The sequence below is a fragment of the Streptococcus taoyuanensis genome (genome assembly GCF_029589235.1).
Taxonomy (GTDB): Bacteria; Bacillota; Bacilli; order Lactobacillales; family Streptococcaceae; genus Streptococcus; species Streptococcus taoyuanensis.
This window is the reverse complement of record NZ_JARQVW010000017.1, coordinates 1-26843: the sequence shown is the minus strand read 5'-3', so window position 1 is coordinate 26843 and position 26843 is coordinate 1. Positions and strand designations below refer to the sequence as shown.

Sequence of the window (26843 nt, the reverse complement as noted above, 5' to 3'; positions counted from 1 at the left end):
TTGTATTATTATAGCATTTTTTAAATAAAAAGAGGACCATGTTTGAAATGCAGCCTATTTTACTGTACAATAGGAGAAGTTAAAATAAGGAAGAGGAGAAAAAATGAAAAAAACATTATTCGCGCTCTTAACAGGGCTTTTCATTTGCCTGGGGATCACACAGGTTGCTCATGCAGATGACTATTTACGAATCGGAATGGAAGCAGCCTACGCTCCTTTCAACTGGACCCAAGAAGATGATGCAAATGGAGCTGTTAAAATTGACGGTACTAATCAATATGCCAATGGGTACGATGTCCAAATCGCCAAAAAAGTTGCTGAGGAGTTAGGTAAAAAACCTCTGATCGTAAAAACATCTTGGAACGGTTTAATTCCAGCCCTCACTTCTGGTAAAATCGATATGATTATCGCTGGGATGAGTCCAACCGCTGAACGTAAAAAAGAGGTCGCCTTCTCCAAGAGCTACTATACCAGTGAACCGGTCATGCTCGTTCGTAAAGATGGAAAATATGCAAATGCTACTAGCCTAGATGACTTTAAGGATGCAAAGGTAACCTCTCAACAAGGGGTCTACCTCTATTCTCTCATTTCCCAACTCAAGGGTGCGAAACAAGAAACTGCAATGGGTGATTTTGCCCAGATGCGTCAAGCTTTAGAATCGGGTGTTATTGATGCCTATGTTTCTGAACGTCCCGAAGCCCTAACCGCCGAGTCCGCTAATTCTAAATTTAAGATGATTCAATTCAAAAAAGGATTTGAAGTTGGGGAAGAAGATGCGACCATCGCTATCGGGATGAAGAAGGGTGACACTAGAATTGACCAAGTCAATGCCGCACTAGCTAAGATTTCGTCTGAAGACCAAGTCAAACTCATGGATGATATGATTAAGAAGCAACCAGCTTCCAGTGATGCTAGTGATGATAAGCAGACATTCTTTAGCCAAATGATGAAGATTTTAAAGGATAATGGCCCACAGTTCTTACGGGGAACTGGAATGACCCTCTTAATCTCTATGACTGGAACTATCGCTGGGTTGATTATCGGTTTGTTAATCGGTGTCTTCCGGACAGCTCCGAAGGCTAAAAATAAATTCCTTGCTGGATGCCAAACTGCCTTTGGTTGGTTCCTCAATGTCTACATTGAAATTTTCCGTGGAACTCCGATGATCGTTCAATCAATGGTCATTTTCTACGGTTCCGCCCAAGCCTTCAACATTTCCTTGGATCGTACCTGGGCCGCCATCTTTATCGTATCAATCAATACCGGAGCATATATGAGTGAGATTGTTCGTGGTGGGATCTTAGCAGTGGATCCAGGTCAGTTTGAAGCAGCGACTGCTCTAGGAATGACCCATGGACAAACCATGCGCAAGGTCGTCCTTCCACAGGTTGTTCGCAATATCTTACCAGCAACAGGGAATGAATTTGTTATTAACATCAAGGATACATCTGTTTTGAATGTTATCTCTGTAGTTGAACTGTACTTTACAGGAAATACGATCGCAACCCAAAACTATCAATACTTCCCAACCTTTACGATCATCGCTGTGATTTACTTCGTTCTCACCTTTACCATCACACGAATTCTTCGCTACATCGAACGTCGCTTAGATTCTGATACTTATACTACAGGTGCCAATCAAATGCAAGTCAATGAGGTGAAATAATGGCAGAAAAAATTCTTGAAATTCAACATTTAAAAAAATCTTATGGTCAAAATGAAGTCTTGAAAGATATTTCCCTTACGGTTGAAAAAGGAGAGGTGATCTCCATCATCGGGAGTTCTGGTAGCGGAAAATCAACCTTCCTTCGCTCCATTAATCTTCTAGAGACTCCTACAGCTGGAGAGATTCTCTATCGTGGACAAAATGTTCTTGATCCTGAGTATGATCTTACCCACTACCGCGAGAAATTAGGGATGGTTTTCCAAAGCTTTAATCTCTTCGAAAATTTAAACGTCTTGGAAAATACGATCGTTGCACAAACGACCGTCCTCAAGCGCGATCGTGAAACTGCAGAGAAAGTTGCAAAGGAAAACCTTGAAAAAGTCGGTATGGGATCTCAATATTGGGCTGCCCGTCCGAAACAACTTTCAGGTGGTCAAAAGCAACGGGTCGCCATCGCACGCGCCCTCTCTATGGATCCTGATGCCATTCTCTTCGATGAACCAACTTCTGCCCTAGACCCAGAAATGGTTGGGGAAGTCTTGAAAATCATGCAGGACCTCGCTAAAGAAGGACTCACCATGATTGTCGTCACCCACGAAATGGAATTTGCCCGCGATGTCTCTAGCCGGGTCATCTTCATGGACAAGGGTGTCATCGCTGAGCAAGGAGATCCAAAAGAAATCTTTAGCAATCCAAAAGAAGAGCGGACCAAGGAATTCCTTCAACGCTTCTTACATTAATCTCTTGAAACAGTTTGCTTACCAGTATGGAAGCAAGCTGTTTTTTGTACCACTTCTGCTTGTGAGGCATCAAAAAAACCAGAGAGCAAACTCTCTGGTTTTCAATTGGAACAACAAATTAATCTTCAAATTTTTGATGATTTTTGTCATAAAAATCAATCAATCCAAGTGCAGTTTCAAACGAGATATTCTTTACTTTTGCACGTCCTTGAGCCAAGGCAATGATAGACATTTCACGGGCATTTGTTTCTTTGCTGATACGATACCCTGTAATTTTCTTATCACGTACCCATCCAACAACTGATTCTACTTTTTCAAAGTTCGATTTAGCCATGATCTTTCTCCTATATTATTATTTCCAATACTAATATAAATTTTTTTGCACATTTTGTCAACTAAAATCGCTGAAAATACGAACCTTTTTTAAAAAATGATAAAAAGTTTACTTTGCTTTCAGGGCTGATAATATTTGTGTACGAATGTTTTCAACGCCATCAGGGTTTGCTGGTAGGAAAATCGTATTATTCCCTTCTTTATCTGCAAAATTATTTAGGGTATCCAAGTACTGGTTGGTTAAGAGAATTGACATGATTTGTTCTTCGGTCAAGTCTACATTCGCACCTTTTAACTCTTTAATAGAGTCTGCCAATCCATCGACAATGGCCTTCCGTTGCTCGGCAATACCAACCCCGTGCAAACGGTCTTTTTCCGCCTCAGCTTCGGCAGCAGTAACGATCTTGATCTTGTCTGCTTCTGCCAACTCCTGAGCTGCCACGCGTTTTCTTTGCGCTGCATTGATCTCGTTCATGGATTGTTTCACTTCGGCATCTGGCTCAACTTTGGTGATCAAGGTTTTAACAATAATATATCCATAAGTTGACATTTCTTCTGCCACTTGTTTTTGAACTTCAAGAGCGATTTCATCTTTTTTCTCAAATAATTCATCCAAGGTCAACTTAGGCACAGAAGAACGAAGAGCATCTTCAATGTATGATTTAATCTGTGATTCTGGACGCATGAGTTTGTAGTAGGCATCCTTTACGTTGCTTTCGTTCACTCGGTATTGTGTTGCCACATTCATGGTAACGAATACGTTATCCTGAGTTTTTGTTTCAACCACGATCTCGCTCTGCAAGACGCGCAATTGAACTCGCGCTGCAATTTTATCGATACCAAAAGGCGCTCGCATATGAATGCCACTATCGCTAATTTTTTGATAACGTCCGAAACGCTCGATGATGGCAACAGATTGTTGCTTGACCACATATAGTGAGCTGATCACAATGAATCCTGCAACCATTAGCAAGAATAAAATAAAGATAAAAAATCCAGGCATAAAAAGTTCCTCCTTTTAATTTACGCATATCATATCACAAGTCTTCATAAAAAAGCAATATATTCCATAAAAATATATTGCTTAAATAGTTGATTGTTTCTGTATGATACTCAGACCAGCATATTATAGAGAGTTTCATTTCCGTTCAAGTTAATGAAAGACGGATCAAAACGCTCAATACGATTGACCAAACCTGCATAGTCATGCTTATTGGCTAAAGTAACCCCAATCAAGACAGGGCCTGTTCCTTTACTAGCACGCTTGATGTATTCAAAACGTGTAATATCATCATTTGGCCCTAAGATATCATTTACAAATTCACGAAGGGCCCCTGGACGTTGTGGGAAATTGACGATAAAGTAGTGTTTGACCCCATCGTAGATCAAAGCCCGTTCTTCCATCTCAGGCATACGGTTGATATCATTATTCCCACCTGAGATAATACAACAAATGGTTTTCCCCTTGATGTATTCGCGCAAGATTTCAAGGGATGCTACACTGGCCGCTCCTGCTGGTTCAGCTACGATCCCTTGTTTGGAATAAAGATCAATCAAAGTCTCTGAAATCAAGCCTTCATCGACCCCAACCAAAGTTTCCACATGTTGACGGGTCACTTCATAAGTCAATTGTCCCACTTTTTGCACAGCAATCCCGTCTGCAAACTTATCAATTTCTGGTAATTTGACGGGACCACCTGCTTCAAAAGCAGCCTTCATGGAGCGCGCTCCTTCGGCCTCTACCCCAATGACTTCAATCCGAGGATCTGTTTCTTTGATATAGGTAGAAACACCTGAAATGAGGCCTCCTCCACCGACAGGGACAAGGACAGCATCAAAGGCAATCGATTCTTTTCGAGCTTCCTCAAGAATTTCATAGGCCACTGTCCCTTGGCCAGCCTGTACGTGTGGATCATCAAACGGGTCAATAAAGGTCCGTTTTTCTGCAAGAGTAAATTCTTGGGCCGCCTTAGCTGATGCATCAAAGGTATCCCCGACCAACTTAATCGTTACATAGTCCCCACCAAAGAATCGGACTTGGCCGATCTTTTGTTGCGGTGTTGTAATCGGCATGAAGATGGTCGCTGGAATCTTCATTTCATTACAAGTATACGCAACTCCTTGCGCGTGGTTTCCCGCAGATGCACACACTACCCCACGCTCACGCTCTTCTTTTGAGAGTTGAGAAATTGCAAAATACGCTCCACGAATCTTGAACGAACGAACACGTTGGGCGTTTTCTTTTTTCAAATAAATCTTTGCCCCATATTTTTCAGATAAATAGTGGTCGTATTCAAGGGGCGTATTGACAACGACTCCACTTAATATTTTATGGGCCTTGGCCACATCTTTTGCTGTTATCATTTCATACCTCTGTTGCTGTGTATTGATCAAAAAAGCAAGCCAGGGTGTCCCAACTTGCTTAGTCTTCTACAGACAATTAGTTGTAGATTTTGAAGGCGTCATCGTCGTTTTGACCAACGAACGGCATCGCTTTACGCAATTCAGCACCAACTTTTTCAATTTCAAGGTTAGCAGCTTGTTCACGGTAAGCAGTTAATTTTGGACGTCCAGCTTTGTAGTCGTTAACAAAGTCGTTAGCGAAGTTACCATTTTGAATATCAGCAAGAACAGCTTTCATATTTTCTTTCACTTGTTCAGTGATTACACGTGGGCCTGATACATAGTCACCGTATTCAGCAGTGTTAGAGATTGATTGACGCATTTTCTTGAAGCCACCTTCGTAGATCAAGTCCACAATCAATTTCATTTCGTGAAGAACTTCAAAGTATGCCAATTCTGGAGCATAACCGGCTTCAGTCAATACTTCAAAACCAGCTTCGATAAGGGCAGTCAAACCACCACAAAGTACAGCTTGTTCTCCGAACAAATCTTCTTCCGTTTCTTCTTTGTAGGTTGTTTCAAGAAGACCAACGCGTGCCGCACCAACACCTTTACACCAGTCCATAGCGATATCTTTCGCATTACCTGTAGCATCTTGATAGACTGCGTAAAGTGCTGGTACACCAAATCCTTCAGTATAAGTACGACGAACCAAGTGACCTGGTCCTTTCGGTGCACACATAAAGACATCGACATCCGCTGGAACTTTGATGAATTCAAAGTGGATATTGAATCCGTGTGCAAAACCAACAGCATTACCCGCTTCAAGATTTGGCGCAATTTCTGTTTCGTACAATTCTTGTTGGATTTCATCCGGAGCCAAAATCATGATCACGTCTGCCAATTTAGTCGCTTCTGCTACTGTATAGGTATCAAAACCATCTTCTTTTGCTTTATCGAATGATTTACCTGGACGTACACCGATGATGACATCATGACCTGAGTCACGCAAGTTTTGTGCATGCGCATGTCCTTGTGAACCATAACCGATCACAGCAATTTTCTTACCGTTTAATGCTGCAACTTTAACGTCTTTTTCGTATTCCATTTGAACTGCCATAAGTAAAATCTCTTTTCTATTTTATTATTTGCCTTTTTAAGGCGGAGTTGACAATGTTAAGGTGAGAATTAATCTCGAGTAAATCCGGTTGCACCGGTGCGGGCAATGTTTTTAATCCCATAAGGTCGAATAACACGAATGAGGGCTTCGCTCTTTTCTGCATTTCCCGTCATTTGAACGGTGATAGAGCTTGGAGCTACATCGACCACGGTCGCACGGAAAGGTTGGATAATGGCCAAGATTTCTGCCCGCTTCTCAGCTGGTGCAGAAACTTTCACCAGGATCACTTCGCGCTCCAAGTGTGGTTTGTCAGTGATATCACGAATGCGAATCACATCAATCTGGCGGTTGAGCTGTTTGATGATTTGCTCTACTTCATCATGCGAAGCAACATCAATGATAATGGTAATCCGCGATACATTAGGGTTTTCTGTTGCGCCAACAGAGATACTTTCGATATTGACTTGACGTCTCGACAAGACTCCAGTAAAGCGGTTCAGAACACCTGATCGGTTTTGAAGTTTGGCTGTTAACATTCTACGCATTAAACTTCACCCCCAACATCTCATGATTACTCTTACCAGCTGGTACCATCGGCAAGACATGCTCTTTCCGAGAAATGTCTACTTCGATGAACATTGGTACATCTTCTGTGATGACTTCCAAATCCTTCTCCAGAGTTTCAGGATTATCAAATTTATAATTCTTGATCCCGTAAGCTTGCGCCATCAATTGGAAATCCGGAAGGCTATCAAAGACTGACTCTGACGTCCGACCATCATAGAAGGCTTCTTGCCATTGACGGACCATTCCAAGCGAGTGGTTGTTGAGCATAACGACCTTGATCGGAACCTTATAAATATTTAAGATCGCCAATTCTTGGTTGGTCATTTGGAAACCACCATCTCCGACAAAGAGAACAACTTCTTTATCTGGATTGGCAATTTTCGCTCCGATAGCTGCAGGAACACCAAATCCCATCGTTCCTAGACCACCAGATGTTACCAATTGGCGCTCATTTTGGTAAGGATAGTATTGAGCTGCCCACATTTGGTGTTGTCCAACGTCTGTGACGACAATAGCGTCCCCCTTGGTCAACTCTCCAATGCGTTCAATCACAGCTTGTGGTTGCACAACCCGTTCCTTCTTATCGTAAGAACGAACCCGGTTCTTATCTTGGGTCACCTTTTCGATCCACTTTTCAGTGTTGTTATGAACCGTTGGCTCTGCTAGCAACTGTTGCAAGGCTTTCTTTGCATCGCCAACCACAGGAATGTCGATAGCAATGATCTTCCCAATCTCTGCAGGATCAATGTCGATATGGGCAACCTTAGCATTTTTAGCGAAAGTCTTTGGATTCCCTGTCAAACGGTCGTCAAATCGACAACCAACACTGATCATGAAATCCGTCTCTGTCATAGCGATATTGGCCGCGAAGGATCCATGCATTCCTCCCATCCCTAGGAAAAGAGGATGACTGGTTGCAATCGTTCCTTGACCTAACAGACTGGTCACTACTGGAATCTGATAGCGCTCTGCTAGAGCAATCAACTCTTTTGCGGCTCCAGCGTAACTCACTCCACCACCAGCAAGAAGAACTGGTTTTTTAGCCTTACTCAATTGCTTCAAAATCTTTTTGATCTGCAATTCATTGGGTTCAATGGTAGGCTGGTAGCTTGGAAGCTTCACACTTGGTTCATAGATAAAATCTGTCTCTAAAGCAGACACATCCTTTGGAAGGTCAATTACCACAGGGCCAGGGCGTCCAGTCGTCGCAATATGGACAGCTTCGGTGATAATTCGCGGAATATCTGCCGTCTCACGTACTTGATAGTTGTACTTGGTGATGGGCATGGTAATTCCCACAATATCTGCTTCTTGGAAGGCATCCTTCCCGATACCGGAACGGTTGACCTGACCAGTAAACACAAGAAGAGGGACACTATCACTCATGGCATCAGCAATACCTGTAATAGCATTGGTTGCCCCCGGCCCACTAGTGACGACTGCGACACCCAGCTTTCCAGTTGATTTAGCGTAGCCTTCAGCCTCATGCAAGCATCCTTGTTCATGACGACCCAAGATATGCTGGATACCCTCAAAGCTATAGATGGCATCGTATAAAGGTAAAACCGCTCCACCAGGATAACCAAAAATCGTGTCAATGCCCAAATCACGCAGGGTTTCAAGAACGAGCTCTGAACCGGTTTTTGCAGTTTCTAAGGTAATTTTCTCCATGTCTCTCCTTTCCAGTACTTTGTATATCAAATTAGCATGCTACTATCATACCATTTTTAGAAAATATTTCAAGGAAAAATAGTAAATTTTCTGAATTTTCTATCCAAATCTGAAGAATGAGAGTTTTTCTAAAAATGCTAGGTCTATCAGAAAAAAGTCTCTAGGAACTCCTAGAAACTTTTTTTCCTTATAACCAACCCTTTTCTTGGGCAATTTTTGCCGCCTCGGTCCGGTTTTCCGCATCCAACTTGGTCAGAATGGCTGACATATAATTGCGGATGGTCCCGTTTGAGAGAAATAAGCGATCAGCAATTTCTTGGTTAGAAGCCCCTTTTGCGACTTCTTTTAGAACTGCCTTTTCTTGAGGGCTTAGAGGATTGGGATGGGTCAAAATCCCTTCCATTAATTCAGGCGAATATTCTTTTTGCCCTGCTAAAACGGTATGCAGAGTGGCCATCAAATCCGTAATGCGGCGTTCTTTTAAGACATAGGCATCGACTCCAGCCTTCAGGGCCCGCTCAAAATAGCCCGGTCGCTTAAAGGTGGTAACGATGACGACCTTGAGCTGGGGTTGTTGACTTTTAGCCCATTCCAACACTTCTAACCCAGTTTTGATGGGCATTTCGATATCTAAAATCGCAATATCGACTGGATGTGTTTCGAGTAAACGAATGGCCTCTTGCCCGTCTCCAGCCTGCAAGACATCTTCCACATCCTCTTGTAGGAGCAAGAGCTGGCAGAGCGCATCGCGTAACATACTTTGGTCTTCAGCAACTAATAAGCGCATCTTATTTCCTTTCTTGATAGGGGATCCGTATTTCTATGCGGGTTGGCTTGTGACGACGACTGATCTCTAACTCTCCTCCCAATAAGGCAATCCGTTCGCGGATCGAGTGCAGATCCTTATCGGAAACTTTACTAAAGCCGATGCCATTGTCTTCTGCAACCATTTCTACACCTGTCTCGGTGGAGCAATAAGAGAGAAAGGCCTGCGTCGCTTTGGCATGTTTGATCATATTAGTGGCTAATTCCAGAGACACCATGGCCAGAGCAGACTCTAGGATCGGCGAGATGCTGGCTGTATCAAGCTCATTTTGAATCTCCACTTTTACTAGCGCCACTTCTAGCATTTGCTGGACGGTCTCTAGCTCTCTTGCAAGGGTTCGCTGCTTCAAGTTCTCGACAATCTCTCGAACTTGGTGCATGGACTCTTGACTGATGGTTTGAATCTCTTGCACCTGCTCCTGCGCCTTCTCAACCTGACCCAATGCTAAGAATTGATCAGCTAGGTCCGCCTTGACACTGAGCATGGCAAAGGTGTGTCCTAGACTGTCATGCAGATCGCGGCCAATCCGATGGCGCTCGTTTTCTGCCAACAAGAGATTGATCTGGGCATTTTGCTTGGCATGGTCAGCTTTCAACTCTTCCACCATCCGAATCCGAATCATGCCGTAGGTCATGGCATGGGTAAAAAAGAAAATAATGATTAAAAATACCCATTCATACTCCATCGCACTCTGTTTGAAAAAGATGGTCCCAAAAAGCAGGAATTGCGATAGAAAAACTGTCCAAAGATAGGGAGAGCGAAAATTGCGAATCTCAAAGTGATAGACCAATAGGTTGCTGATGAAGAAATAAAACCAAAAATAGTTGGCGTTAATAAAAAGAGTATTTCCTGCTACATAGGCTAGGAGGTATAGCCAACAAATCCAGGTCAGCTTTTTGTTTTCAGTAATCAAGACTCCTAGATAGGAAGCAATAAACAAGAGGGCTAAAAAGAAGTGCCAGTAGGGGACCTCCCCTAATAAAATAGAGATAAAGGGAAAGCCCATAAAGACTAGGCTAGCGTAAAACATATAATGGATACGCTTGAGTTTTTCAATCATGAACGAACCTCAGAATGACGACGATAAACAATGACAAGGGTAAACAAGACCAGGGTAAACAAGGTTAAATAGACACTCGCAAAGACATTGACCTGCCCCTTGTTTAAAAAGATCTTGATCAGTTCCATCAATTGATAGGTTGGCAAGCATTTGCCGATGGCTTGCATCCATTCTGGAAAGAGGCTAATGGGCATCCAAAGACCACCCATGACAGCCAGCCCCATGTAAAGGAGATTGCCCACAACAGACATCAATTGACTGGAAGGAAGCAGGGTCAAAACCAGACCGAGAGCCACAAAAGCTAGACTTCCTAGGATGAGAATAAAGGCTGCTAAGACCCAATCCTGTAGGGACATATTCACATGCCGCACCACATGGCCCACGGTAAAGACAACTACAATCGATAGGAGAAAATCGACAAAGAGACCCACAACCTTTATTAGATAATATTCTACCATAGATACGGGGGTATGGCGCAAGACTTTTTGCCAATTATTGAGTCGATCGGTTTCAAGAACGGTTGGAAAAGAAAAGATAGCCGTAGACATCATAGAAAATGCCGTCATAGAAAGGAGATAATCCCTCATAAAGTGAGCGGGTGCCCCTGGTGTGTCCTGGTACATCCCTGAAAAGAAGAGATAAAAGGCCGTGGGCATCCCAATTGATAACAAGTAATAAATGGCTTGGCGACTGGTCAAATGCCACTCAACCACGCCGAGAGCTTTCATGCGTTTCATCTTCTCTACCTACTTCCTTTGTATTTTCAAAAATAGAATCCAATAAACTTCGATTGCTTACTTCGATTTCTTGGATCGAACATCCTTCTTCTTGCAAGCGAGTCCACAAACGATTGGCGTCGCGTGTCACAACCTGAAGAGCATCGGGTTTAATGACCACTTGACCAACACCTTCCATCTCTGCCACTAGAGCTTGGTAGCGTAGAGGTAGGGTGAAATGTTTTTCTACCTCTTCGCTTCTCATAGCGAGAGGTGTCGTATCCCGAAGCAAATGGCCCTGATGCAAGACCAGGATCCGATCAGCTGTATGTTCTACTTCCTCGATGTAATGCGAAGAATAGACAATGGTCACGCCTTCTTCCTTTAAATGCCCGACGATCTCCCAAAAGCGTTGGCGGGTGGAAGTATCCATTCCAGCAGTTGGCTCGTCCAAAAACAAAAGACTCGGACGACCAATTAAGGTTAGAACAAAAGATAAGAGACGCTTTTGACCACCAGACAACTTACTAGCCAATTGCTTCTTTTGTTCTGAGCTAAAACGTAATAAATCATCAATTTCTTCCCCTGTTAAGGGATTAGGATAAATAGAGCGAAAGAAGTTGATCAGTTCCTGCACGGTTAACTTTTGAACGATAGCATTCTCTTGAGGGAGATAAGAGACACTAGCCTTTAATCGAGGATGACCAGGCGCCTTCTCCTCTACTTCAATGATTCCAGAAGTCACCTTCCTATCTCCCAGAAGACAGTTCATCAAGGTTGTTTTCCCAGCTCCGTTTGGCCCGATCAAGGCCAGACAATCCCCCCGTTCAACCGCAAAAGAAAGATCTTCTAAAATGACTTTTCCTTTGATACTTTTTTTCAAGTTCTCTACTCTAATGATGCTCATGATACTCTCCTTTCAAGCAGGCTTGGCCATCTGGAATGATGACATAGACGACCAAGGTCACTCCCCAAACCGTTTGGAAAAACCAGCTAGGAAAATGGGCAGAAAACCAGCCCGTCATCATCTCAGTTGCCCAAAGGAGCAAACACAAAACAGCTACCAATCCAATTTCAAACTTCTTTTTCATTGCTCCATCTCCTTTTTAACAGCCTTGATCATTTTCAATCCTTCCTGAACCGCCCAGCTCATGATGCCAATCCCAGCAAATAATTCCCAAGGAAAATGGTAATAGAGACTATCATCCTTTGAAAAGATCAAATAGACGACCATCCCCACCACTGTTAACGTAAACACTTTATAGAACCATTGTTTCATTTTTCCTTACCTCTTACTTTCTGACTATATTATAGCGAAAGAAAATAACAGCCACTAGATAATTTTGTCACTCGCTCACATGACAAAAGTCACTAAAAAAAGCCAAGTGACTTCACTCGACTTTTTCTATTCTTCTTACTGGCCTTCTTCTTTCATGCCATGCAGTTTCAAGGCCTTGACCAAGGCATCTGCCTCCATGTTTTTCAAATCATTGAGACCAGCATCTTTGAAGTAAGAAATTTCTTCTAGAGACTTGGCATCAATTTGGTTGATGTCAATCACACTGGTTGAGAGCAATTTTTTCTCTGGGGTGACTGTGTATTCCAAACTAAAACCGGGAACGGTTTTTAGCTTCTTATAGTCTTCATTTTGCTCCAGCAAAGCTTGAATGGCTGCTGTGAGCTCTTCAGGTGACTTCTCTGCTGCGATAGTTCCAAGTTGTTGGGGCAGATCAGCTGTCACTTCGATACGAAGGTTTTCAACCTTATCTCCCTTAGATTTGATGATATCCCGGTGTTTTGTTCCATTGATATCTCCTACTAAGGTTGTGGTTTTTTCTTCATTTTTTACTTCTTTTTTAACAGAGGAACTGCTAGATGAGCTAGCGGTTGTAGTTTTCTTTGTTTGGGATTGCGAACAACCAGTCAATACCAAAATGGCTAGCCCAAGGGTTACAAAAAATTTCTTCATTTTTATAACTCTCCTTTCACATACTGATACCAGTATAACATATCGCGTCTTTCTTGTCTAAAAACTCCACTTCTCAAAGCATTTCCCCCTCTTTTCAAGCTCTTCCATTTGAATAAAAAACTGATGAATGTGAGACTTTTTGCAGAAACTCCTTTTTCTCACGAACAAAGCCTCAGTGGAGGGTTCACTTCAGTCTCAATCCCTCTGAATCACACTGATTTCATAGGGAATCTCCTCGTTTTTCTATATACAAAAAAAGGTTCCGAAAGGAACCTTCTGTTCAATTATTCTACACTAAACAAGTATGGGTAGACTGGTTGGCCACCTTGGTGGATTTCCACTTCTACATCCTCATACTTCTCAGCAAGGGCTTGGGCTAATTCATTTGCCAACTCCTCACTACCGTCTTCACCGACATAGATGGTCACAATTTCACTATCTTCGTCCAACATCTGAGCGAATGTTTCTTCCAAGGTTTCCATCATATCTGGATTTGAAACGACGATCTTACCATCGACCATTCCAAGATTATCATTTTCATGAATTTCAAGGCCATCAATCGTGGTATCCCGAACCGCTGTCGTCACACTACCAGATACAACATCGCCCAATGAAGCGCTCATGCGTTCATAGTTTTCTTCGATCGATTTGCTTTCATCAAAGGCAAGAAGACTGGTCAATCCTTGAGGAATCGTTTTAGTCTCTACAACTGCCGCTGGTTGATCAATGACTTCTGCTGCTGATTGAGCGGCCATCAAGATGTTCTTGTTGTTTGGCAAGATAATGATATTGCGCGCATTCAATTCTTCAACAGCTTTAACAAAGTCTTCTGTTGACGGGTTCATGGTTTGACCACCAGAGATGATGTAATCCACCCCTTGCGCTTTAAAGATATCCGCTAATCCGTCACCCGCAACGACTGCGATGATGGCATATTCTTTTTCTTCGACTGGTTTGGCTTGGCGTTCTTCTTTTTCAACTTGCGCTTCGTGCTGGTTGCGCATGTTGTCCACTTTCACCTTGACCAAGCTTCCGTACTTAAGACCTTCTTGCATGACAAGACCTGGATCTTCTGTATGGACGTGAACTTTGACAATCTCATCGTCATTCACCACCAATAGGGAATCCCCAAGGTTGTTCAAATAGTTACGGAATTCATCGTAATCGAAGTCTTTGACATAGGTTGGACCTTGTTTCAAAGCGACCATGATTTCTGTACAGTAACCAAACTTGATGTCTTCAGTTGCGACATGGCCAGCGACTGACTTGTGGTGTTCTGCATTGATCATTTCTGACATGGTTGCAGGTGTTGCTTGGAACTCTTCAGAAGCGATGAATTCACCTGTCAAGGCTGACAAGAATCCTTCATAGATGAAGACCAACCCTTGACCACCAGAGTCTACCACGCCAACTTCTTTCAAGACTGGCAACATATCTGGAGTCTTAGCAAGAGCTGTTTTAGCACCTTCAAGAGCTGCACGCATGACTTCTACCGCATCATTGGTGGATTCTGCTTTTTTCTTGGCACCGATGGCCGCCCCACGAGAAACCGTCAAAATGGTACCTTCAACCGGCTTCATAACGGCTTTATAAGCGACTTCTACACCAGACTGGAAGGCTGCTGCAAGTGCTGCTCCATCCAATTCTTCTTTGTCTTTGACACTTTGAGAAAATCCACGGAACAATTGAGAAGTGATGACTCCTGAGTTCCCACGCGCCCCCATCAATAGTCCTTTAGCGAAGATCCCTGCTGCTTCACCAACAGTTGAAGCAGAACGGTCCGATACTTCTTTGGCCCCATTTTCGATGGTCATTCCCATATTGGTTCCTGTGTCCCCGTCTGGTACAGGAAAGACGTTCAAAGAGTTTACATATTCCGCTTGTTTATTTAAGCGCGTAGCCCCCGCTTGAACCATTTCTTGAAATAAACTTGTAGTAATATTAGCCACGATTATTCTCCCACAATCTTGATATTTTGAATATAGACATTCACAGTATCCGTAGTGATTCCAAGTTGATTTTCCAAACTAAATTTCACACGTTCTTGAATATTTTTTGAGACTTCGCTAATTTTTGTTCCATAGCTCAAAACAGTGTAAACATCAACTGCGATAGTTCCTGCTTCCGTTGTTTTGACAACAACACCTTTAGAGAAGTTTTCTTTCCCTAGGAGGGCTTGGAAATTATCTTTGATCGCATTTTTGCTGGCCATTCCAACCACACCGAAGATCTCAGTAGCAGCACCGCCTACAACAGTTGCGATAACCTCATCAGTCAATTCAATTTGACCATCCTTTGTATTGATTTTTACTGTCATAATTTCTACCTCAAAAGTATTTTATATTCTATTTTACCATAAAAGAGGTCAACTGTAAAAGGGTAGGGACTATTCTTCTCCCGCTGTGACAGCTGTCTCTGGAGAAAAAGAAAAGGGAGTGGGAAAGAACTCCGTAAAATAAAAAAAATTGAAAAGGTTCCCCAAACCTTTTCAATTTTCCCACCCCCGCACAGTTGATTAGGAAGTACGAATGTTTCAAACATGAGTAGTTCCAATCAACCACTGCGTCATGCTACTATTCCTATCAAAAAGCGAAGGCTGGACACTTTATGCCCAGCCTTTTTTCTTTATTAAACGCGTTCTACTTTACCAGATTTCAATGCACGAGCTGAAGCCCAAACTTTTTTAGGTTTACCATCGATAAGGACAGTTACTTTTTGAAGGTTTGGTTTTACGGCACGTTTTGTTTGGTTCATAGCGTGTGAACGGTTGTTACCTGATACAGTCTTACGACCTGTGAAATAACATACTTTAGCCATTTCTGTGTTTCCTCCTATTAGATCTAATATAACGGATGTGCTAGCACCACATACCGTACTATATTACCAAAAAAAATCTCTCTTGGCAAGCTTTTGGCCAAAGTTTTTCATTTCTAGCTTAAGAAAACGAATTCGTACCTACATAGATAATTTCCAGATTTCCTAAGGAAACATCGCCCGTAATGTAGAAATCCTTGCTAGTGAGAGCACTTGGATTTTCCTGATGCTGGATCGCTGAAAGGGAATTATCCACATTAACATGGACGCGCCAATCGCTTGGTACATAGAGGCTCAGACTCCCAAGGGAAACATCGACAACAAACTGAGCAGAAGGACCCTCAATCCGGCAATTGTCAAAATAAACCGAAGCTTCTCCCATACTTACATCTGCACTTCCGTGGGTAAAGTGTTGGTCATTGAGATATTTTGTCACTGTGGAAAAAGTGACATCGATGTCATTGCCATCAGACTTACTCATCGAACCAGAAGAATAGGAAGCTAGGCGGGCTTTTGTTTTCTTAGAGGGTTTGAACAAGATGTTGAGCCCAATCACAGCGAGAATTGAAGAAAGGATCACCACCGAATTGGACACTGGAAGGAAATGGTATTGCCCATTGAGACAAAAGAGGGCTAAAAGTCCATAGATGAAGCCCCAACCAAAATGGCGTTTCAAGAAACTAGAGAGAGACAGGACTGCAAGCAAGGTGACCCAAGCTAAGGTCCAGATGCTGATGTCCCATTTTACAAAATAGCCTTGTAAGAGGAGTAAGGCTGCTAATAGGATTAAGAATACTCCGATTAATTTTTTTCTCATAATATTACCTCATTTCATTTAGTCGTTCTTTTAAGAGTTGATAGTAGCGTCTAGATACGTGGACCTGCTTATGGGTCTGGTAGAAATTGACCGTGCTGGTCCCTGAAAAAGACTTTTCCAGAGAGTAGATCTGCTTTGCGTTGACAATGGTGGATTTGGAAATCCGACAAAAGGCGATGGGAAGCAGCTCCTCCAACTCATAGAGCTTCTGCTTGACCTCATAGGCCTCATCCTTGGTGTGTCCAAAAATCTTCTCCCCATCCGTCTCAAAAAAGAGGATCGATGCTACATCTAGAAAATACTCACTTCGATCCTTGTAGAAGGCTAGTGGAGCGATCTTTTGTTCGAGGATGCTCTCTTGCAGCTGGGTCAACTCCGGGGTCAAGCGCGGAGCTCGAATCAAGATCTCAGGCTCGTCCATAGATGGATCCAATTCGATTCTAACTTTCATAAAACTCCTTTCCCAACGTTTTGATAGTACCATTATAACAGCTGTTGAAAACAAAACAAGGGCTTTTCAGTAAGTGGCACGTTTTCCCCATCAAGAGGTAGTTTTTGAGAAGTAAAAAAGCTGATCAAGTGACCAGCCCTCCTTTATTTATTGCTTTCCTTGTCCGGTAAAAGAAAACTAAGACCTACGCAAGCGAGCACACCTGCTGTGATGACCAGACCATTTGAAACCGGCAGGACATCGTAAATCGCATTTGCGATCATAAATGCGATCAAGGCGCAGATAACACTTGCCTTGTAATCTTTTTTCAAGAGATTTTCAAGTGTAAAGAAAGCAAATAAGAGAACAGGGAACATAGGCCAGATATTCACATCGATCTTTGGAAAGCCAACCATTCCCATTGTGACAACCGCAAGAGCAGCAAGAATCAATCCAAGTCCAAGTAATTTTTTCATCATCATATACCTCGTTTTCAATATTCGGAAGTGTTTCTTCCTTTGATGATTCTATGATAGCAGAGAGCCCCAACGGCGACAAGGACTTTTGACTAAGTGGTCAAAAATGGCGCCTATGCGGTCAAAAAAGGAGCGAGACCGAACGAATATGTGATCACCATCATTCGTCGTCTCGCTCCTTTAAAGCAGTTTCTTCCTATGCCGATTGCAGGGATCGAACCTGTGACCTACGCGTTACGAGTGCGTTGCTCTACCAACTGAGCTAAATCGGCGATTACCTTCTTAGTATAGCACTCTGATAGCGGATGTCAAGCACTTTTAGTTGATCTTTTTAATCAGAATCTGACATGGATTCTGTGGATCCCATAGTTGCGGAAAAATCTCTAATTTTTTAAAACCAAGACTGCGATAAAAGACATTTGTTCGGTCATAATCTTTATTTGAACCTTCTGCGACTGTTTTGACCTGTAGGTAGTCCACTTGTTTGACTGCTTCTCTTTCTATAGTCGTAATTAATTCCCTTCCAATTCCTTGACCTTGGAATGATTTTTTCACGCCTAGACAGTCAATTTCAGCACAATCTTCACTCGAATATGATAAACTTATAAACCCTACTACATCACTTTCTTGATAAGCAGCCCAAACTCGTAAATCCTTAGCTCCTTCAATGTAGGCTTGCGTGCTTTCTGGTATTCCAAACCATTCTGGCAAATCCCTTAAAATCTCAGCGACAACTGCCATTTTTTGATCTTCACCCTTGACTTCTTTAATTACAAACATCATAAGTTCCTTTCTTGATTTTAGTCTTACTTTACCTCTTACGAACCAGCACTTTCGTAGGCATCCAATCCCCTGTCCCAAAGTTTGAGGGAAATAATAAAGAAAACAAGGGAAATCAGAATCAAACCACCAATATTAAAGAGTCCATCCTTGTCCTGCAAGAAATAGCTGGCAGGATAGTAGGCCGTAAAGGCGAAAGGTACAATAAAGCTAATTAACCAACGAAGGAGCGAATTGTAAATAGAAATAGGATACTTGGCAAAATCATTAAACATATAGAAAATGTAAATCATGGCACCTGACTGCTTGGTCCAAAAAGCGATGCTGGCTGTAGCAATTTTCAAGGAAGTATAAATCAAGGTCGCAAAAGGAATACAAACTAGAAAAATCAGGAATTTTGGAAGAGTCCAAGCAATGCTAGCCGCCGTTGTCGCTAGTAAAATTCCACCGACCAAAAGTTCACCCAAGGCATCAATCTGAAAGGTCTCAACGAGGATGTGAAAGAGAGGATTGATAGGACGAGTCAGATACTTGTCAAACTCCCCTTTTCGAACTAGTCGTTGACCTAAAGCCCAGAGATTGTCAAAAAAGAGATGATCTAGTCCCTTTGGAATTAAGGAAAATCCATAGATAAAGGCAATTTCTTGAAAAGTCCAACCTTCTAGGGAGGGAATGTGTTGAAAGATGACATTAAGAAACAAGAGGTTCAGGCCTTGAGTCAGAAAGACTCCCAACACACCAACCACAAAATCTACCTTGTATTCCATGATTTGCTTGATGTACTGTCTGATAAAAATCAGATGCATGCGTTGATATTTTTTCATACTAACCTCCCTGAATGGTGATAAATGACTGGACTCGTTTCCAAATCAACTGAGACAAGCCCACCATCACTATAAGCCAGAAAAGCTGAAGCAAAAGTGCTTGAAGAATCTGACTAGCATCGTATTTCCCAACAATAATCATGACCGGAGTGTAAATTAAGGATGAGAAAGGTAAGAAGGACAGAATATCTGAAATGACCTTTGGAAAGAAAGCCAAGGGAATCAAACTCCCAGACATAAAGGCCACTATGGAAGTCTTAAGTAGGTTGGAACCCCAAAGATTTTTAAATACAAAGGCTGAAAATCCAAAGCAGATATTAAAGAAAAAGTTAATCAGATAGGCCAGCGTTAAGCTAAAAAGATAAAGGGTAGTTAGTCCCAACACTTCTACAATTCCTTGCCCAGACAAGATTTTCATCAAAACCATGACACTTAAAAATGGCAGTCCAACAGAGATAAAAATCAACCACCTGGAACCAAGCTCCGTAAAGAGGTAAGAAGCCGCAAAATGCACTGGTCGCAACAAGCGCATGATAATGGAACCATCCTTGACCTCATCACCAATCATAAAGGAAGAATCCGACCTAGTCAGAAGATTAGTCACAAAACTCATGATGATGTAGAGGGTGATATCCGCCATACTGAAGCCCTGAATCAAAGGCTCCTGGGAGGAATCAAAGACAGCCTTCCATAGATAAAAAGCCACAAAAGCACCCATGACATCGCCAATCCGATAAAGAATAAAGTTGACTCGATAGCTAATCAACTCCTGAATCCCTGCATTGATAAAGGGTTTATAACGTCTCCACAATTTGACCATCTTAGAGCTCCTTTCGATAGAAGCGACGGATAATATCTTCAATATCCGTATCTACCATCTTCAAATCACGGACCTCAAAATCAGATAAGGTTTGCTTGATAATATCGGCCGACTGGTAGCGGGAACTATCGAATTCAATATTGAGAGTATTTCCTTGTCTATCAATGGACATATCAGGCAAACCCTCATAATGAGAGACTAGATGATTTTGACCTGGCGTCAGGTCAAAGGAGAGAGTCTTCATCTTTCCAAAGGTCTCCTTGAGCTGGCTCACCGTTCCATCAAAAATCTCTTGCCCCTTATCAATCATAAAAATCCGATCACAGAGTTGCTCAATATCACTCAAATCATGAGTAGTCAAGAGAATAGTTGTCTCTTCCTCCTGATTAATCTGGGTAATGGCCCGACGAATGTTGTCCTTGACAGACACATCCAAACCAATAGTCGGTTCATCTAAAAAGAGAACTTTGGGATTGTGAAGCAAGGAAGCCGCAATATCCGCCCGCATCCGTTGACCTAGTGAAAGAGTCCGCACAGGATCCTTGATAAATTCCTTCAAATCCAAAACTTCATTCAAAAAGTCCATGCGCTTATGGAAAAGCAAGTCCGGTACATCATAGATCTCTTTCAAAACCGTGTAGGTCTCTTGCAAAGCCAAATCCCACCATAGCTGGGTGCGTTGTCCGAAAACGACTCCAATATCCTTGACATAATCTTGGCGATTATCCTGGGGAATCTTGCCGTTAATCCGACAAAAGCCAGATGTGGGCTTCAAAATTCCTGTCAGCATTTTGATGGTGGTTGACTTCCCAGCACCATTTGCCCCTATAAATCCTAGAATCTGCCCTTTTGGAACTTCAAAAGTTAAATCCTTGACGGCTTCAAAGGTCTGCTTTTCAGGATGAATAAAGGAGCGCAAGGCTCCCTTTAACCCCGGCTCCTTAACTGTCTTCACAAAATTTTTCCGAAGATGTTGCACTTCTATCATTGCCATATCTATCTCCCTATCGTAAGAAGCAACATTGTATTTTTGACTACAAATATTCTAAATCCTTACTTTCTACACTTACTCAATATTATTACAGAAGGCTTTATACCAACCTATTATAATCCAATAAAAAAAAGAATGCAAGCGTTTGCTTATAGATTATGAAATTAGAAATTTCTCTCTTGAAATAATGCTTTTGAGTCAGAAATTCTGGTTTAATAGTTTCCTTAAAACACCAAAAAACCTGCCCTTAGGGGCAGGCTTATTGTTAAGAAAAAGAATTTTTTTAATCGAGAAAATTAACGATTCTACTGTTAATCCTTCAGCATTTAATTATTATCATCAGTCTCAATGGATTTTTAAGCCCTCAATTATTCTCTAAAAATTCTTTAATACGAGAAACAATAGCATCGCTTTGATAATGATAGAGGTCGTGAGGCGCATCCATATAGTCGACTTGAACATTAGACTGGTCGCTTGCAAATCTCTCTGCATAACGTTGCCACTCTGATTGGCTAAAGGTCGTGCCTTCACCGTTAGAAACCAGGAGTAAGGCTGGAATTTTCGGATTAATGCTAGATGGAACTTTCTTGGCATTTTCCTTTGCCAAACGGGATTCATGAAGCATGGCTTGTGACATCAACTGCTTATATGCTAGTAATTTATATTGTTGTCGTTCAGTTTCAGTCAGAGTTGGATTTTTTATATAAAAGGACTCAGGGAAATAACGGAGCAGGCCAATCTTACTCGTCCAATAGGCTAAGGTTATGAGAGTTGGGTGTTCTTTTAAATCTTCATAACTCGCTGGCAAGGCCCAATCCAGGCCAATCAAAGCCTTCACTTCATTCGGATATTTCTCTTGCCAAGCAAGACTCTCTAAACTAGCCATAGAATGCGAAATAATCACATAAGGACCTGAAACATGAGCTTGCGCCAAAGCTTGACGGGTCTCAGAAAGGACCTCCATCACATCTCTTGAACGATCACTATCTTGGCTAAAACCATATCCTGCTCGCTCCACGACAACAACTTTGTATTTTTGGGATAGGGAATCTGATAAATTCTTAAAGTCTAAAATAGGAGAGGCGATACCTGCACCGGAAAGAAAAACGATTGTTTGAGGTCCTTCTCCTTTAACAGAGACATTCATTCGATGTCCGTTGACCGTGACCTCTTTACCGATAGGAGTGAGAAGCTTACTTTCTTTTTGCAAACTAAGTTGGTGAAAACCAAATGTACCTCCTAGAAAAAGGATAAGAACAACAAAAATGATCCAGCTCCACAGTTTGAATTTTTTCATAGGCATATTGTACAAAAATTAAATCCTGGAAGCAACCTTTTCCATACAAAAAAACAAGATCCACATGAGACCTTGCTTTCCTGTTTTTAATTAAGCTTTGCCTTCTGAACCGAATACGTCGATACGTTCTTCAACAGCTGCTGTAATTGCTTCGAAACCTGGTTTCAAGAATTTACGTGGGTCGAAGAGTTTCTTCTTGTCGTATTCTGCTTCGTTTGCATCATATTCACGTACGAATTGACGAGTAGCATTTGCAAATGCGATTTGGCATTCAGTGTTCACGTTAACTTTCGCAACACCAAGTTTGATCGCTGCTTGGATTTGATCATCAGGGATACCTGATCCACCGTGCAATACGATTGGGAATCCTGGAACAGCTTCAGTCAATTTTTGCAAGTGGTCAAGGTGAAGACCTTTCCAGTTTGCTGGGTAAGGACCGTGGATGTTACCGATACCTGCAGCCAAGAAGTCGATTCCTGTAGCAACCATTGCTTTAGCGTCTTCGATTGGTGCCAATTCACCGTCACCGATGATACCGTCTTCTTCACCACCGATAGTACCAACTTCAGCTTCTACTGAGATACCTTTAGCATGAGCTTTTTCAACGACATCTTTCGCCAATTTAAGGTTTTCTTCAACTGGAAGGTGTGAACCGTCAAACATGATTGAAGTGTAACCAGCTTCGATACATTCAAGAGCATCGTCGTAGTGACCATGGTCAAGGTGAATAGCAACTGGTACAGTAATACCCATTGATTCTACAAGGTTTTCAATAAGGGCTTTACATACTTTGTAACCACCCATGTATTTAGCAGCACCCATAGAAGTTTGGATAAGTACTGGAGCTTTCTTAGCTTCTGCTGCACGCAAGATAGCTTGAGTCCACTCAAGGTTGTTTGTGTTAAATCCACCAACTGCATAACCATTGTCACGAGCTGCTTGGACAAATTTTTCTGCTGAAACGATTGCCATTTGTTATAGGCCTCCTATAAATTTTTGTGGGGTTAATCCCACTTACATTGTTTATTTTATCACTTTTTAGATGAAATTGCTAGCTTTTCCTGTAGCTTTAAGCGATTTCTTACGATAAATGAGGAGGAACCCTCTCCCTCCTAAGACTTCCATCCTATTCAAAAAGCAAAAAAGGAGCTTAAGCCCCTTTCAATCTTTCTCTTTAAAATTTTTTAACGAAAGGAGAAAAGCAATCCCGCAAATCACAAAGGATACCGCTGCAACCCATTGAGAATAGAAATAAGCAGCAAATAACTGACTGTCAGTAAACATTTTCCCAAGAAGTTCGTTTACCAAACCCTCAAGAACGGGAATATTCTCACCCACAGCAAGGATTGACGCAAGAAAGAGAATACTGCCCGCTATCAGAAAAAGATAAAGAATCCATTTTTTGATTCTTTTTTCATCTCTGAGCAGATACTGAGACGCCATCGCAATTAGAAAAATGAAAACATTCCATATGTTTAAGGCGATAAAGTATCTAAAGGTATATTTGTATGCGCCTATCCCCATCGCTAAAATCAGGATAGGACCGAAAAAATTAATGGCACTTCCCAATAGTGCAAAGAGGCCATCGACCAAAACCAGATACTTCTTCTTCATGTTCTCACCTCATCTCATACCTATTCTACCACAAAGATATTTGAAAACAAAAAAAGATAGCAGAAGCTATCTTGATCCGATGCGGAGAGAGGGACTTGAACCCTCACGACCTAAAGCGGTCACAGGATCCTTAGTCCTGCGCGTCTGCCAATTCCGCCATCCCCGCGATTGAGTACTTTACTAGTATATCAATCAACGACTTTTTTGTCAAGATTTTTTTCAAACTTTTTTCAGAGTTTGTCATTTTTTCACAAAAAGGGAGCAGGTCGAAGGACCTGCTCCCTTGATTTTTATTTGCTATCATGGTTTTCAACTGCCGCTGTGATAAAGGCTGTGTAAAGTCCTTCTGGGCGGTTTGGACGGCTTGACAATTCTGGGTGGTATTGGCAAGCAACAAAGAATTTGTTTTCTGGGATTTCAACGATTTCGACCAAACGGTTGTCTGGTGAAACGCCTGAGAAGACAAATCCTGCTTCTTCGAACTGTTCACGGAAAGCATTGTTAAACTCATAACGGTGACGGTGGCGACGTTGCACCACTTCTTGATTGTCATAGGCAGCGGCTGCTTTTGATCCTCGTTTGAGTTTAGATGGGTAAAGACCGAGACGGAGCGTTCCTCCCATGTCTTCCACATCGATTTGGTCCCGCATGATATCGATAATTGGATACTTGGTTTCTGGATCCAATTCGGATGAATTGGCCCCTTCCAAGCCTAAAACGTGACGGGCAAATTCGATACAGGTTAACTGCATACCCAAGCAGACACCCAACATTGGGACGTCCTGTTCACGCGCATACTTAATGGCTTGAATTTTTCCTTCTGTTCCCCGTTGACCAAAACCACCTGGGACGATGATTCCATCCGCATCTCCAAGAAGTTCTGCTACATTTTCGGCTGTCACATCATTGGCATTGACCCAATTAATCTTGACTTCTGCATCGTTGGCATACCCTGAGTGCTTCAAGGCCTCAACGACAGAAATGTAGGCATCTTGCAATTCTACGTATTTTCCAACCAAGGAAATCTTAACCTGTTTCTTGAGGTTCATGACCTTGTCGACCATCGCAGACCATTCTGTCATATCTGCTGCAGGAACATCCAATTTCAAATGGTCACAAACGATTTGGTCCATATTTTGTGCTTGCAAGTTCAATGGGATTTGGTACAAATGTTCCACATCAAGTGACTCAATGACAGCTTCTGGTGCGACATCACAGAATTGAGCCAACTTGTTCTTAATTCCTTGACCAGCTGGTTTTTCTGTACGGATGACCAACATATTTGGTTGAATCCCAAGACCACGCAATTCTTTCACTGAGTGTTGGGTCGGCTTGGTTTTCATTTCACCAGCAGCCTTCAAGTAAGGAAGAAGGGTGGTGTGGATGTACATAACATTTTCAGCCCCAACATCTGCCTTCATTTGACGAAGAGCTTCAAGGAATGGAAGGGACTCAATATCTCCAACTGTTCCTCCGACTTCTGTGATGATAACATCTGAATCTGTCGTCGTCGCTGCCCGTTTGATCTTCTCTTTCAAGGCATCTGTGATATGAGGAATGACCTGTACCGTCGCGCCCAAGTATTCTCCATGGCGTTCCCTACGAAGGACCTCACTATAAATTTTCCCTGTCGTCACATTTGAGTACTTATTCAGATTGATATCAATAAAGCGTTCATAGTGACCAAGGTCCAAGTCTGTCTCTGCACCATCGTCTGTGACAAATACTTCCCCGTGTTGGTAAGGACTCATCGTCCCGGGGTCGATATTGATATAAGGGTCAAATTTTTGGATCGTCACTTTCAATCCACGATTTTTAAGCAAGCGACCAAGACTTGCTGCGACAATCCCTTTCCCGATGGATGATACGACACCACCCGTTACAAAAATATATTTTGTTGACATGTGCTTTCCTCTTCTTCTAATGTTGTAGAGGCCATTCCTCTTTGCAGAAAAAACAAAAATAGCCCCCTAATCGCTAGGGAGCTCCGACCTCAAAATGAGGTGCCCGAACAATATCTTACCGCAAATGGTCTACTTTGTCAAATTGAAAATTTCATGAAAATATTTTTCGCTGTTTACACGACCTTTTCCACTCCATTTTGTGTGACGAGAAATTTCTCAAATTGAAGCTGAGGCATGCAAAGAGCAAGGTCCTTGTGGATTCGTTCCAGCGCTTCTATACGCATCTCGACTGACGTCTCAGCATTTCCTTGGATGACAAAGAGGGCGTTTTGCGTAGTCTCCTCAAATTTGTAATGGTCACTATCGCGTACATCCAACCAAGCCAGAACTCCTTTTTGATCCCGGTAGACAGGATCTGTCGGTGCGACATGTTTTTCACTAGAAAGGATCGGGAGGAAGAGATCGTCTCTTTGACTCAGTGTAAATTCAATCGGTCCCTCAATCTTATCTAGGTCATGTCCTCCGATCGCGAGAAAAGACTTCAGAGATTCGACATTATAGATATCGATGATGCTATTGATCTGAGGAAAAGCTCCTCGATGCTGGATGTTTCGGATGAGAGCTAGGACCGTTGGGGGATTTTTCTTGATGCTACGCCCTACTTTTTGCAAGAGGTCTGTATACCCTTTGATGACAGGAGATGCCACTACTTCTTCTGTCTGACACTGGAGCGCCCATTGTTCAAGCTCTTTCTTCTTTTCAAGAAAAGAAGGGGGCAAAACTGCTTGAGGATCCACATTTCTAGCAATTCCGACCACAACCGTATCAATACCAAGAGCTACTAAACTTTGATCTAAACGAAAGTCCATCTGGAACACCTCCTATTGGGAAACCTTACACGTTTATCATATACCATTTCGCCACTTTTTTCAATGCAAACAAAAAGAGAGTGGGACAGAAATCGGTCATTCGTTAGAATTCGATTTCGTCGTCCCACCTCCGCACAGTTGAGTAGGGCTGTAAAAGCTGATGAAAGCAGCGTAGTAGAGCCCACTCAACCACTGC

The 26843-nt window shown here is 42.3% G+C and carries 30 protein-coding genes and 2 tRNA genes; 2 read left to right on the top strand and 30 right to left on the bottom strand.

All coding sequences use genetic code 11. The features are described 5' to 3' along the window. Positions 1 to 103: 103 nt before the first annotated feature. Together P5Y91_RS09465 and P5Y91_RS09460 are read left to right on the top strand one after the other, a co-directional pair. On the top strand, positions 104 to 1666 hold the full coding sequence (locus P5Y91_RS09465; RefSeq protein ID WP_049505896.1) for an ABC transporter substrate-binding protein/permease: 1563 nt from the start codon (positions 104 to 106) through the stop codon (positions 1664 to 1666). Continuing rightward, the gene (locus P5Y91_RS09460) at positions 1666 to 2406 is read left to right on the top strand and encodes an amino acid ABC transporter ATP-binding protein (RefSeq protein WP_003010256.1); all 741 of its coding nucleotides are present in this window, start codon (positions 1666 to 1668) and stop codon (positions 2404 to 2406) included. The genes P5Y91_RS09465 and P5Y91_RS09460 overlap by 1 nt, the downstream gene beginning before the upstream one ends. Before the next feature lie 118 nt (positions 2407 to 2524). Here the strand turns inward: P5Y91_RS09460 and P5Y91_RS09455 are convergent, their stop codons facing one another. The 30 genes from P5Y91_RS09455 to P5Y91_RS09310 all read right to left on the bottom strand — a co-directional run bounded on the left by P5Y91_RS09455 (position 2525) and on the right by P5Y91_RS09310 (position 26647). Continuing rightward, positions 2525 to 2740 carry a capsule biosynthesis transcriptional regulator gene (locus tag P5Y91_RS09455; protein ID WP_003004771.1) on the bottom strand — a complete coding sequence of 72 codons (216 nt, stop codon included), beginning with the start codon at positions 2738 to 2740 and terminating at the stop codon, positions 2525 to 2527. A gap of 108 nt (positions 2741 to 2848) precedes the next feature. Beyond that, positions 2849 to 3742, bottom strand: coding sequence for an SPFH domain-containing protein (locus tag P5Y91_RS09450; RefSeq protein WP_003010253.1), 894 nt, complete (start codon positions 3740 to 3742; stop codon positions 2849 to 2851). 110 nt (positions 3743 to 3852) lie between these two features. Next, positions 3853 to 5103 carry a threonine ammonia-lyase IlvA gene (gene ilvA, locus P5Y91_RS09445; RefSeq protein ID WP_101770829.1) on the bottom strand — a complete coding sequence of 417 codons (1251 nt, stop codon included), beginning with the start codon at positions 5101 to 5103 and terminating at the stop codon, positions 3853 to 3855. Positions 5104 to 5179: 76 nt separating this feature from the next. Further along, positions 5180 to 6202 (bottom strand): ketol-acid reductoisomerase, encoded by a 1023-nt coding sequence (gene ilvC / locus P5Y91_RS09440; RefSeq protein WP_003010246.1) that lies wholly within the window; start codon positions 6200 to 6202, stop codon positions 5180 to 5182. A gap of 68 nt (positions 6203 to 6270) precedes the next feature. Next, on the bottom strand, positions 6271 to 6747 hold the full coding sequence (gene ilvN / locus P5Y91_RS09435; protein ID WP_023919316.1) for an acetolactate synthase small subunit: 477 nt from the start codon (positions 6745 to 6747) through the stop codon (positions 6271 to 6273). Next, positions 6740 to 8440, bottom strand: a complete 1701-nt coding sequence (locus tag P5Y91_RS09430) for an acetolactate synthase large subunit (protein WP_277839335.1) — start codon at positions 8438 to 8440, stop codon at positions 6740 to 6742. The genes ilvN and P5Y91_RS09430 overlap by 8 nt, the downstream gene beginning before the upstream one ends. A 187-nt stretch (positions 8441 to 8627) precedes the next feature. Further along, entirely contained in the window at positions 8628 to 9227 is a 600-nt protein-coding gene (locus P5Y91_RS09425) for a response regulator transcription factor (RefSeq protein ID WP_118095852.1), read from the bottom strand. A gap of 1 nt (position 9228) precedes the next feature. Next, positions 9229 to 10326: a sensor histidine kinase gene (locus P5Y91_RS09420; protein ID WP_277839334.1), complete on the bottom strand. Its 1098-nt coding sequence runs from the start codon at positions 10324 to 10326 to the stop codon at positions 9229 to 9231. Beyond that, positions 10323 to 11063: an ABC transporter permease gene (locus P5Y91_RS09415; RefSeq protein WP_277839333.1), complete on the bottom strand. Its 741-nt coding sequence runs from the start codon at positions 11061 to 11063 to the stop codon at positions 10323 to 10325. Before P5Y91_RS09415 ends, P5Y91_RS09420 begins: the two co-directional genes overlap by 4 nt. Next, positions 11032 to 11949 (bottom strand): ABC transporter ATP-binding protein, encoded by a 918-nt coding sequence (locus P5Y91_RS09410; protein ID WP_277839332.1) that lies wholly within the window; start codon positions 11947 to 11949, stop codon positions 11032 to 11034. The genes P5Y91_RS09415 and P5Y91_RS09410 overlap by 32 nt, the downstream gene beginning before the upstream one ends. Continuing rightward, entirely contained in the window at positions 11936 to 12133 is a 198-nt protein-coding gene (locus P5Y91_RS09405; RefSeq protein ID WP_049483530.1) for a hypothetical protein, read from the bottom strand. The genes P5Y91_RS09410 and P5Y91_RS09405 overlap by 14 nt, the downstream gene beginning before the upstream one ends. Next, entirely contained in the window at positions 12130 to 12321 is a 192-nt protein-coding gene (locus P5Y91_RS09400) for a hypothetical protein (protein ID WP_014712940.1), read from the bottom strand. The genes P5Y91_RS09405 and P5Y91_RS09400 overlap by 4 nt, the downstream gene beginning before the upstream one ends. A 135-nt stretch (positions 12322 to 12456) precedes the next feature. Beyond that, positions 12457 to 13011, bottom strand: a complete 555-nt coding sequence (locus P5Y91_RS09395) for an SP0191 family lipoprotein (RefSeq protein ID WP_277839331.1) — start codon at positions 13009 to 13011, stop codon at positions 12457 to 12459. Positions 13012 to 13295: 284 nt separating this feature from the next. Next, positions 13296 to 14960 (bottom strand): DAK2 domain-containing protein, encoded by a 1665-nt coding sequence (locus P5Y91_RS09390; RefSeq protein ID WP_277839330.1) that lies wholly within the window; start codon positions 14958 to 14960, stop codon positions 13296 to 13298. A 2-nt stretch (positions 14961 to 14962) separates the two neighbouring features. Continuing rightward, the gene (locus P5Y91_RS09385) at positions 14963 to 15328 is read right to left on the bottom strand and encodes an Asp23/Gls24 family envelope stress response protein (protein WP_003004393.1); all 366 of its coding nucleotides are present in this window, start codon (positions 15326 to 15328) and stop codon (positions 14963 to 14965) included. A gap of 311 nt (positions 15329 to 15639) precedes the next feature. After that, positions 15640 to 15828, bottom strand: a complete 189-nt coding sequence (gene rpmB, locus P5Y91_RS09380; RefSeq protein ID WP_001140948.1) for a 50S ribosomal protein L28 — start codon at positions 15826 to 15828, stop codon at positions 15640 to 15642. Between the two features lie 118 nt (positions 15829 to 15946). Continuing rightward, entirely contained in the window at positions 15947 to 16642 is a 696-nt protein-coding gene (locus P5Y91_RS09375; protein ID WP_070674908.1) for a LiaF transmembrane domain-containing protein, read from the bottom strand. Positions 16643 to 16646: 4 nt separating this feature from the next. Next, a complete protein-coding gene (locus P5Y91_RS09370; RefSeq protein WP_155125232.1) occupies positions 16647 to 17093 on the bottom strand; it encodes a LytTR family DNA-binding domain-containing protein in 447 nt (148 codons plus the stop codon). Between the two features lie 143 nt (positions 17094 to 17236). Continuing rightward, the gene (locus P5Y91_RS09365; protein ID WP_070674961.1) at positions 17237 to 17548 is read right to left on the bottom strand and encodes a LiaF transmembrane domain-containing protein; all 312 of its coding nucleotides are present in this window, start codon (positions 17546 to 17548) and stop codon (positions 17237 to 17239) included. A gap of 199 nt (positions 17549 to 17747) precedes the next feature. Next, positions 17748 to 17820 (bottom strand) — tRNA-Thr (locus P5Y91_RS09360). A gap of 46 nt (positions 17821 to 17866) precedes the next feature. Continuing rightward, complete coding sequence (locus P5Y91_RS09355; RefSeq protein WP_003017336.1) at positions 17867 to 18328, bottom strand: GNAT family N-acetyltransferase; 462 nt, start codon at positions 18326 to 18328, stop codon at positions 17867 to 17869. Positions 18329 to 18366: 38 nt separating this feature from the next. After that, on the bottom strand, positions 18367 to 19152 hold the full coding sequence (locus tag P5Y91_RS09350; RefSeq protein ID WP_049503469.1) for an ABC transporter permease: 786 nt from the start codon (positions 19150 to 19152) through the stop codon (positions 18367 to 18369). A 1-nt stretch (position 19153) separates the two neighbouring features. Further along, positions 19154 to 19972, bottom strand: a complete 819-nt coding sequence (locus P5Y91_RS09345) for an ABC transporter permease (protein WP_070674900.1) — start codon at positions 19970 to 19972, stop codon at positions 19154 to 19156. A 1-nt stretch (position 19973) separates the two neighbouring features. Further along, positions 19974 to 20966: an ABC transporter ATP-binding protein gene (locus P5Y91_RS09340; RefSeq protein WP_070674897.1), complete on the bottom strand. Its 993-nt coding sequence runs from the start codon at positions 20964 to 20966 to the stop codon at positions 19974 to 19976. Between the two features lie 361 nt (positions 20967 to 21327). Next, positions 21328 to 22266, bottom strand: a complete 939-nt coding sequence (locus P5Y91_RS09335) for an alpha/beta fold hydrolase (RefSeq protein ID WP_155125240.1) — start codon at positions 22264 to 22266, stop codon at positions 21328 to 21330. Between the two features lie 84 nt (positions 22267 to 22350). Then, on the bottom strand, positions 22351 to 23232 hold the full coding sequence (locus P5Y91_RS09330; protein WP_003004573.1) for a class II fructose-bisphosphate aldolase: 882 nt from the start codon (positions 23230 to 23232) through the stop codon (positions 22351 to 22353). A 189-nt stretch (positions 23233 to 23421) separates the two neighbouring features. Then, on the bottom strand, positions 23422 to 23874 hold the full coding sequence (locus tag P5Y91_RS09325; protein ID WP_070674891.1) for a hypothetical protein: 453 nt from the start codon (positions 23872 to 23874) through the stop codon (positions 23422 to 23424). Positions 23875 to 23954: 80 nt separating this feature from the next. Continuing rightward, positions 23955 to 24040: transfer RNA gene (locus P5Y91_RS09320), tRNA-Leu, on the bottom strand. A 124-nt stretch (positions 24041 to 24164) separates the two neighbouring features. Next, entirely contained in the window at positions 24165 to 25778 is a 1614-nt protein-coding gene (gene pyrG / locus P5Y91_RS09315; protein ID WP_049490437.1) for a CTP synthase, read from the bottom strand. Positions 25779 to 25951: 173 nt separating this feature from the next. Further along, complete coding sequence (locus P5Y91_RS09310) at positions 25952 to 26647, bottom strand: B3/B4 domain-containing protein (RefSeq protein WP_247923461.1); 696 nt, start codon at positions 26645 to 26647, stop codon at positions 25952 to 25954. Between the last annotated feature and the right edge of the window lie 196 nt (positions 26648 to 26843).

Excerpts from the sequence above, each read along its gene's own strand:
- P5Y91_RS09345 (WP_070674900.1), bottom strand. The coding sequence starts at position 19,972 with ATGGTCAAATTGTGGAGACGTTATAAACCCTTTATCAATGCAGGGATT.
- P5Y91_RS09385 (WP_003004393.1), bottom strand. The coding sequence starts at position 15,328 with ATGACAGTAAAAATCAATACAAAGGATGGTCAAATTGAATTGACTGAT.
- P5Y91_RS09395 (WP_277839331.1), bottom strand. The coding sequence starts at position 13,011 with ATGAAGAAATTTTTTGTAACCCTTGGGCTAGCCATTTTGGTATTGACT.
- P5Y91_RS09450 (WP_003010253.1), bottom strand. The coding sequence starts at position 3,742 with ATGCCTGGATTTTTTATCTTTATTTTATTCTTGCTAATGGTTGCAGGA.
- P5Y91_RS09350 (WP_049503469.1), bottom strand. The coding sequence starts at position 19,152 with ATGAAAAAATATCAACGCATGCATCTGATTTTTATCAGACAGTACATC.
- P5Y91_RS09430 (WP_277839335.1), bottom strand. The coding sequence starts at position 8,440 with ATGGAGAAAATTACCTTAGAAACTGCAAAAACCGGTTCAGAGCTCGTT.
- ilvN (WP_023919316.1), bottom strand. The coding sequence starts at position 6,747 with ATGCGTAGAATGTTAACAGCCAAACTTCAAAACCGATCAGGTGTTCTG.
- P5Y91_RS09410 (WP_277839332.1), bottom strand. The coding sequence starts at position 11,949 with ATGAGCATCATTAGAGTAGAGAACTTGAAAAAAAGTATCAAAGGAAAA.
- P5Y91_RS09400 (WP_014712940.1), bottom strand. The coding sequence starts at position 12,321 with ATGAAACAATGGTTCTATAAAGTGTTTACGTTAACAGTGGTGGGGATG.
- P5Y91_RS09460 (WP_003010256.1), top strand. The coding sequence starts at position 1,666 with ATGGCAGAAAAAATTCTTGAAATTCAACATTTAAAAAAATCTTATGGT.
- ilvA (WP_101770829.1), bottom strand. The coding sequence starts at position 5,103 with ATGATAACAGCAAAAGATGTGGCCAAGGCCCATAAAATATTAAGTGGA.
- P5Y91_RS09335 (WP_155125240.1), bottom strand. The coding sequence starts at position 22,266 with ATGCCTATGAAAAAATTCAAACTGTGGAGCTGGATCATTTTTGTTGTT.
- P5Y91_RS09355 (WP_003017336.1), bottom strand. The coding sequence starts at position 18,328 with ATGTTTGTAATTAAAGAAGTCAAGGGTGAAGATCAAAAAATGGCAGTT.
- P5Y91_RS09375 (WP_070674908.1), bottom strand. The coding sequence starts at position 16,642 with ATGAGAAAAAAATTAATCGGAGTATTCTTAATCCTATTAGCAGCCTTA.
- rpmB (WP_001140948.1), bottom strand. The coding sequence starts at position 15,828 with ATGGCTAAAGTATGTTATTTCACAGGTCGTAAGACTGTATCAGGTAAC.
- P5Y91_RS09310 (WP_247923461.1), bottom strand. The coding sequence starts at position 26,647 with ATGGACTTTCGTTTAGATCAAAGTTTAGTAGCTCTTGGTATTGATACG.
- P5Y91_RS09325 (WP_070674891.1), bottom strand. The coding sequence starts at position 23,874 with ATGAAGAAGAAGTATCTGGTTTTGGTCGATGGCCTCTTTGCACTATTG.
- P5Y91_RS09415 (WP_277839333.1), bottom strand. The coding sequence starts at position 11,063 with ATGAAACGCATGAAAGCTCTCGGCGTGGTTGAGTGGCATTTGACCAGT.
- pyrG (WP_049490437.1), bottom strand. The coding sequence starts at position 25,778 with ATGTCAACAAAATATATTTTTGTAACGGGTGGTGTCGTATCATCCATC.
- P5Y91_RS09455 (WP_003004771.1), bottom strand. The coding sequence starts at position 2,740 with ATGGCTAAATCGAACTTTGAAAAAGTAGAATCAGTTGTTGGATGGGTA.
- P5Y91_RS09370 (WP_155125232.1), bottom strand. The coding sequence starts at position 17,093 with ATGAAAGTTAGAATCGAATTGGATCCATCTATGGACGAGCCTGAGATC.
- P5Y91_RS09365 (WP_070674961.1), bottom strand. The coding sequence starts at position 17,548 with ATGAAAAAATTACTTGGACTTGGATTGATTCTTGCTGCTCTTGCGGTT.
- P5Y91_RS09465 (WP_049505896.1), top strand. The coding sequence starts at position 104 with ATGAAAAAAACATTATTCGCGCTCTTAACAGGGCTTTTCATTTGCCTG.
- P5Y91_RS09340 (WP_070674897.1), bottom strand. The coding sequence starts at position 20,966 with ATGGCAATGATAGAAGTGCAACATCTTCGGAAAAATTTTGTGAAGACA.
- P5Y91_RS09425 (WP_118095852.1), bottom strand. The coding sequence starts at position 9,227 with ATGCGCTTATTAGTTGCTGAAGACCAAAGTATGTTACGCGATGCGCTC.
- P5Y91_RS09405 (WP_049483530.1), bottom strand. The coding sequence starts at position 12,133 with ATGAAAAAGAAGTTTGAAATTGGATTGGTAGCTGTTTTGTGTTTGCTC.
- P5Y91_RS09420 (WP_277839334.1), bottom strand. The coding sequence starts at position 10,326 with ATGATTGAAAAACTCAAGCGTATCCATTATATGTTTTACGCTAGCCTA.
- P5Y91_RS09330 (WP_003004573.1), bottom strand. The coding sequence starts at position 23,232 with ATGGCAATCGTTTCAGCAGAAAAATTTGTCCAAGCAGCTCGTGACAAT.
- ilvC (WP_003010246.1), bottom strand. The coding sequence starts at position 6,202 with ATGGCAGTTCAAATGGAATACGAAAAAGACGTTAAAGTTGCAGCATTA.